The 6,618-nt window shown below is 65.0% G+C and carries 5 protein-coding genes; 2 read left to right on the plus strand and 3 right to left on the minus strand.

What is annotated here, in order from left to right:
* Positions 1–43: 43 nt before the first annotated feature.
* Complete coding sequence (locus VK519_RS02245) at positions 44–2,062, plus strand: oxidoreductase (protein WP_324347254.1); 2,019 nt, start codon at positions 44–46, stop codon at positions 2,060–2,062.
* A gap of 13 nt (positions 2,063–2,075) precedes the next feature.
* Here the strand turns inward: VK519_RS02245 and prpC are convergent, their stop codons facing one another.
* Positions 2,076–3,224: a bifunctional 2-methylcitrate synthase/citrate synthase gene (gene prpC, locus VK519_RS02250; RefSeq protein ID WP_324347256.1), complete on the minus strand. Its 1,149-nt coding sequence runs from the start codon at positions 3,222–3,224 to the stop codon at positions 2,076–2,078.
* Between the two features lie 30 nt (positions 3,225–3,254).
* Positions 3,255–4,142, minus strand: a complete 888-nt coding sequence (gene prpB / locus VK519_RS02255) for a methylisocitrate lyase (protein WP_324347258.1) — start codon at positions 4,140–4,142, stop codon at positions 3,255–3,257.
* A gap of 115 nt (positions 4,143–4,257) precedes the next feature.
* On the opposite strand from prpB, the gene VK519_RS02260 reads away from it, so the two are divergent.
* On the plus strand, positions 4,258–5,574 hold the full coding sequence (locus VK519_RS02260) for a dicarboxylate/amino acid:cation symporter (protein ID WP_324347260.1): 1,317 nt from the start codon (positions 4,258–4,260) through the stop codon (positions 5,572–5,574).
* Positions 5,575–5,631: 57 nt separating this feature from the next.
* On the opposite strand, the gene VK519_RS02265 is transcribed toward VK519_RS02260, so the two are convergent.
* Positions 5,632–6,615, minus strand: a complete 984-nt coding sequence (locus tag VK519_RS02265) for a malate dehydrogenase (RefSeq protein WP_324347262.1) — start codon at positions 6,613–6,615, stop codon at positions 5,632–5,634.
* Between the last annotated feature and the right edge of the window lie 3 nt (positions 6,616–6,618).

Here is a 6,618-nt window from a genome sequence, read left to right on the forward strand (position 1 = left end):
TCACGTGCATCATCAAACGATCGTTTGAATCGGTGCCTATCCCGTGGAATACCCGCATCTGCTGGCCCCGCTCGACCTCGGCTTCACCACCTTGCGCAACCGCGTGTTGATGGGTTCAATGCATACGGGGTTGGAAGACAAGGCGAAGGACTTCGACAAGCTCGCCGCATTTTTTGCCGAGCGCGCTCGCGGCGGCGTGGGCCTGATCGTCACCGGGGGCATCGCGCCGAGCATCGAAGGATGGTTGAAACCGTTCTCCGGCACCTTGTCGATGCCCTGGCACGTGACCCGGCACCGCAAGGTCACCGAAGCGGTGCACGCCGAAGGCGGCAAGATCTGCATGCAGATCCTTCACGCCGGCCGCTATGCCTACCAGCCGCTCGCCGTAGCGCCATCGAAAATAAAATCCCCGATCAGCCCGTTCACGCCCAGGGCACTCACCGGTCGCGGTGTCGAGCGCACCATCGGCGCGTTCGTGCGCAGCGCGAAACTTGCCCAGCGTGCGGGTTACGACGGCGTCGAGGTGATGGGCTCGGAGGGGTACCTGATCAACCAGTTCATCGCCGCACGCACCAATAAACGCAACGATGCCTGGGGTGGCGACGCCGAACGCCGCATGCGTCTGCCGGTGGAGATCGTCCGGCGCATCCGCCAGGCCGTGGGCCGCCACTTCATCATCATCTACCGCCTGTCAATGCTCGACCTGGTCGACGATGCGCAATCGTGGGATGAAATCGTAACCCTTGCGAAGAAGGTCGAGGCCGCCGGCGCCACGATCATCAACACCGGCATCGGCTGGCACGAGGCGCGTGTCCCCACCATCGTCACCAGCGTGCCGCGCGCGGCGTTCACCTGGGTCACGCGCAAGCTCAAGGGCGAAGTGTCGATCCCGCTGGTCACCACCAATCGCATCAACATGCCCGATGTTGCCGAACGCGTGCTGGCTGCGGGAGATGCCGACATGGTATCGATGGCGCGGCCCCTGCTGGCCGACCCGGACTGGGTGAACAAGGCCGCTGGCGGACGCACGCAAGCGATCAACACCTGCATCGCCTGCAACCAGGCATGTCTTGACCACGTGTTCGTCAATCGCCGGGCATCGTGCCTGGTCAATCCGCGTGCCTGCCACGAGACCGAACTGGTGATTCGCCCGGCAAGCTCGCGCAAACGCTATGCCGTGGTCGGCGCAGGCCCCGCGGGCCTTGCCTGCGCTACCACGCTTGCCGAACGCGGCCACGCGGTAACCCTCTTCGATGGCGCGCCGGCGATCGGCGGCCAGTTCAACATGGCCCGGCGGATTCCCGGCAAGGAAGAATTCGACGAGACGATCCGGTACTTCGCGCATCGCCTGGGTGAAACCGGCGTCGCCCTCGCACTGGGCGAGGTCGCCACGGTAGAGGCACTACAGGCTGGCCGCTTCGACGCCGTGATACTTGCCACCGGCGTGACACCGCGCGCTGCCGGCATCGAAGGCAGCGACCATCCCAAGGTATTGAGCTATGTCGACGTCCTGGCAGGTAACGCCGGCGTCGGCAAGACGGTGGCGGTGATCGGCGCCGGTGGCATCGGATTCGACGTCGCCGAATTCCTGGTGCAGTCGCGCCCGTCACCCAGCACCGATATCGCGCGCTGGACGGGTGAATGGGGCGTGGATACCACGCTTGCCCATCGTGGCGGACTGGCGCAGGCAAAGGCCGAGGCACCCGATCGCGAGGTATGGCTGCTGCAGCGCAGCCCGGGCGCGCCGGGCAAGCGGCTGAACAAGACCTCCGGCTGGGTCCACCGGGCGACCCTGAAGCACAAGAAGGTACACATGCTTGGCGGCGTGGCCTACCGCAGGATCGACGATGAAGGCCTGCATGTGGTGATCGACGGTGCGCCGCAGGTACTGGCGGTGGACAACGTGGTGATCTGCGCCGGCCAGGAACCCAACCGCACGCTGCACGATCCCCTGATGGCCGCGGGCATGACGGTGTACCTGATCGGCGGTGCGGATGTGGCCGCCGAACTCGATGCCAAGCGGGCGATCGCCCAGGCGACGCGGCTGGCCGCGTCGCTCTGAGCCGCCGGGATGGTCAGGAGCGCTTTTCGATCGGCGTGTAGCTTAAGTCTTCCGGCCCGATGTAATTCGCGCTGGGACGGATGATCTTGCCGTCCTCGCGTTGCTCGATGATGTGCGCGCTCCAGCCCGAGGTGCGCGAGATCACGAACAGCGGCGTGAACATCGCGGTGGGCACGCCCATCATGTGGTACGCGGACGCGGAGTACCAGTCGAGGTTGGGGAACATCTTCTTCTGTTCCCACATCAGCTTCTCGATGCGCTCGGAAACTTCGAACAGTTTCGGGTTGCCGCCATCGGTGCACAGCTTGCGCGCGATCTCCTTGATGATCTCGTTGCGCGGATCGGACACCGTGTACACCGGGTGGCCGAAACCGATGATGATTTCCTTGCGCTCCACGCGGGCGCGGATGTCGGCTTCGGCTTCATCGCCATTGCGGTAACGCGCGATGATCTCCATCGCCACTTCGTTGGCGCCACCGTGCTTGGGGCCACGCAAGGCACCGATGCCACCGGTGATGGCCGAATACATGTCCGAGCCGGTGCCGGCGATCACGCGCGCGGCGAAGGTGCTGGCGTTGAATTCGTGCTCGGCATACAGGATGAGCGATTTATCCAGCGCGTGGGCATGCAACTCGCTGGGTTTCTTGCCGTGCAGCACGTGCAGGAAATGGCCGGCAATGGAATCGTCGTCGGTCTCCACTTCCACGCGCTTGCCGTTGTGGCTGAAGTGGAACCAGTACAGCAGCATCGAACCGAAGCTCGCCATCAGGCGGTCGGCAATCGCGACGGCACCGGTGCGGTTGTGGTCGTCCTTCTCCGGCAGCACCGTGCCCAGCACCGAGCAGCCGGTGCGCAGTACGTCCATCGGATGGGTGGCCGCCGGCAGCAGTTCCAGGGCGCTCTTCACCGGCGCGGGCAAGCCACGCAGGCGGCGCAGGCGCGCTTTGTAGGCATTCAATTCCTGCCACGTGGGCAGCACGCCATGCACCAGCAGGTGCGCCACTTCCTCGAAGCAGCCCTTGGCGGCCAGGTCGTGGATGTCGTAGCCGCGGTAATGCAGGTCGTTGCCGCTGCGGCCGACCGTGCACAAGGCCGTGTTGCCAGCGGCGACGCCGGACAGGGCCACTGATTTCTTGGGCTTTGGAAGGGTTTGTTCGCTCATGCGCTTGGGTTCCTTCGAGGGGGCATACGATCAGGATTTGCGTGAGAACAGTTCGTCGAGGCGGCGTTCGTAGTCGTGGTAGCCGATGCGGTCGTAGAGTTCTTCGCGCGTCTGCATGGCGTCCACCACGTTGCGCTGGTGTCCGTCGCGGCGGATAGCCTGGTAGACATTCTCGGCGGCCTTATTCATGGCACGGAAGGCGGAAAGCGGGTACAGCACGATGTCCACGCCAACACTGCGCAGCTCCTCGACGCTGAAGAGCGGCGTGCTGCCGAACTCGGTGATGTTGGCCAGTACCGGCACCTTGAGCAGGTCGGTGAACCGCTTGTAGGTAGCCAGGTCATAGGCGGCCTCGGCGAAGATGCCATCGGCGCCGGCCTCGACACAGGCGATCGCGCGCTCGATGGCGGCGTCCACGCCATCGACGGCGATCGCATCGGTGCGGGCAATCAGGAAGAAGTCGGCGTCGGTCTTCGCATCGGCGGCGGCCTTGACGCGGTCGGCCATCTCGCCGGCGCTGACGATTTCCTTGCCCGGGCGATGGCCGCAGCGCTTGGCGCCCACCTGGTCCTCGATATGGCAGGCCGCGGCACCCGCCTTGATCAGGCTGCGCACGGTGCGGGCGATATTGAACGCGCTGGGGCCAAAGCCTGTGTCGATATCCACCATGAGCGGCAGGTCGCACACGTCGGTGATCCGCCGGACGTCGGTCAGGACGTCGTCGAGCGTGTTGATGCCCAGGTCCGGCAGGCCTAGCGAGCCCGCAGCCACGCCACCACCGGAAAGATAGATGGCGCGGTATCCCGCGCGGCGCGCCAGCAGCGCATGGTTGGCATTGATGGCGCCGATCACCTGCAAGGGCGATTCAGCGGCAAGAGCGTCGCGGAAGCGTGCGCCGGGAGAAGGAAGCTGTGCCATGTCTGCTCCGGGAAAACGTCGATTTTAGCGCATTCCCCGTGCCCGACCCGTGCTGCAGTACAACAAGGTTATTTCCCGGAAGACGGATTTCCCTCCGCACCGCTAGGGTTTCGACATGAGCCAAGCCACTCCCCTCGCCCGCCGCATCCTCGTCGGCCTGCTTGCCGGCATCGCCCTGGGCCTGGCCACCCTTGCCTTGGGCCATTTCCATCCACCGGCGCTCACCTTCATGCAGACGGTGGCGACGGATGTGCTCGATCCCTTTGGCCAGGTGTTCCTGCGGCTATTGTTCTTCGTCATCGTGCCCCTGGTATTCGCGTCGCTGGCCTCGGGAGTCGCCCAGCTGGGCCGGCTTGACCGCCTAGGCCCCCTGGCCGGACGCACCTTCGGCCTGTTCGTGGCCAACATGGGCATCGCGGTCGTGCTGGGCCTGTTGATGATGAACCTGCTGGAGCCCGGGCATTTCCTCGATGCCGATACGCGCGCCAGCCTGGTGCGCCAATACAGCGGCACCTCGGCGGGCCTGCTGCAGACCCGCGCGGCGCAACCTGCCATCAACGCCGCCGCCCTGGTGGACATGTTCATGCCTCGCAACCTGTTTGGTGCGGTGGTCGGCAACGACCGCAACCGGCTGGGCGACGTGCTGCCGTTGATCGTCTTCGCCATCCTGGTGGGCGCGGCAGCCACGCAACTCGTGGCCGAAGCGCGAGCCCAGGTGCTGGGCGCGCTTGAGACGATGGCGGCACTCATGACCCGCGTGGTCGACTTCGCCCTGAAACTCGCGCCCTATGCGGTGCCCGCGATGATCTACAGCGTGGTGGTGAAGGTGGGCGTGGATATCCTTGTCACGCTGTCGCTGTTCGTCGCCGGGTGCGCAGCCGCCCTGCTGTTGCACCTGTTCGGCACCATGTCGCTCTGGTTGAAATTTCTTTCCGGTCGGTCGCCGCTGGGCTTCTTCCGGCAGATCCGGCCCGTGTTGATCACGGCGTTCTCCACCAGCTCCAGCAGTGCGTGCCTTCCCGCATCGCTGGCCGTGGCCCGCGAGGAACTGAAACTACCTCCCAGCGTGGCCGGTTTCGTGCTGCCGCTGGGCGCCACCATGAACATGAGCGGCACGGCCTTGTTCGAAGGCTGCGTGGTGCTGTTCGTGGCCCAGGCCTTCGGCGTGGAACTGTCGCTGGCCCAACAAGGCGTGCTGATGGTCCTGGCAGTGATCTCCGCCGTTGCCGTGGCCGGCATCCCCGGAGGTTCGCTGCCGCTCATTGCCGGCTTGCTGGTGAGCTTCGGCATTCCGGCCGAGGGCATCGGCATCGTGCTTGGTGTCGACCGCCTGCTCGACATGCTGCGAACCACGGTAAACGTGGGCAGCGACCTGGTCACTGCCAGTGTCGTCGCCGGACGCCTCCCAGACGATACCGGGGTATCGACATGAAAGAAGGCTGCGCACCAGACGAAAATGCGCGGCCTTCTTTTGTCGCCATGTAACGTTTTACTTCTTGAATAGGTGTTCCACGCCAGCGCGCTCTTCGCGCAATTCCTTGTTGGTCGCATCGATGCGGGCCTGCGAGAACGCATTGACCGGCAAGCCCTGCACGATCGAATACTTGCCACCCTTCACCGTCACCGGGTAGCCGAAGATCACTCCCGGCTCGATGCCGTAGGAACCGTCCGAGGGGATACCCATGGATACCCAGTCGCCCTCGGCCGTGCCCAGTGCCCAGTCATGCATGTGGTCGATGGCGGCCGAGGCGGCGGACGCCGCGGACGACGCACCGCGCGCCTTGATGATGGCCGCGCCACGCTGCTGCACCGTGGGAATGAAGTCGCTTTCGTACCATGCCTGGTCGACCTGTTCGAGCGCCGGCTTGCCTCCGACGGTGGCCTGGTGGAGGTCCGGGTACTGGGTGGAGCTGTGATTGCCCCAGATGGTGACCTTCTTGATATCGGTGGTGTGCTTGCCGGTCTTCTCCGCCAGCTGCGACAGGGCGCGGTTGTGATCCAGGCGCACCATGGCGGTGAAGCACTTCGGATCCAGGTCCGGGGCGTTCTGCTGGGCGATCAGTGAATTGGTGTTGGCGGGGTTGCCCACCACCAGCACGCGCACATCGCGCTTGGCGTGGTCGTTCAGGGCCTTGCCCTGCGGGCCAAAGATGGCGCCGTTGGCTTCCAGCAGATCCTTGCGCTCCATGCCGGGGCCGCGCGGACGCGCGCCCACCAGCAGGGCATAGTCGACATCCTTGAAGGCGACGTTGACGTCATCGGTGGCAACGACCCCTGCAAGCGTCGGGAACGCGCAGTCGTTGAGCTCCATCACCACGCCCTGAAGCGAAGGCAGCGCCGGGGTGATTTCCAACAGGTGCAGGATCACCGGCTGGTCCGGACCGAGCATGTCGCCGGCGGCAATGCGGAAAAGGAGGGCATAACCGATCTGGCCGGCAGCGCCGGTCACGGCAACACGTACGGGAGCTTTCATGGG

The sequence above is a fragment of the Pinirhizobacter sp. genome (assembly GCF_035317885.1).
GTDB lineage: Bacteria > Pseudomonadota > Gammaproteobacteria > Xanthomonadales > Rhodanobacteraceae > Pinirhizobacter.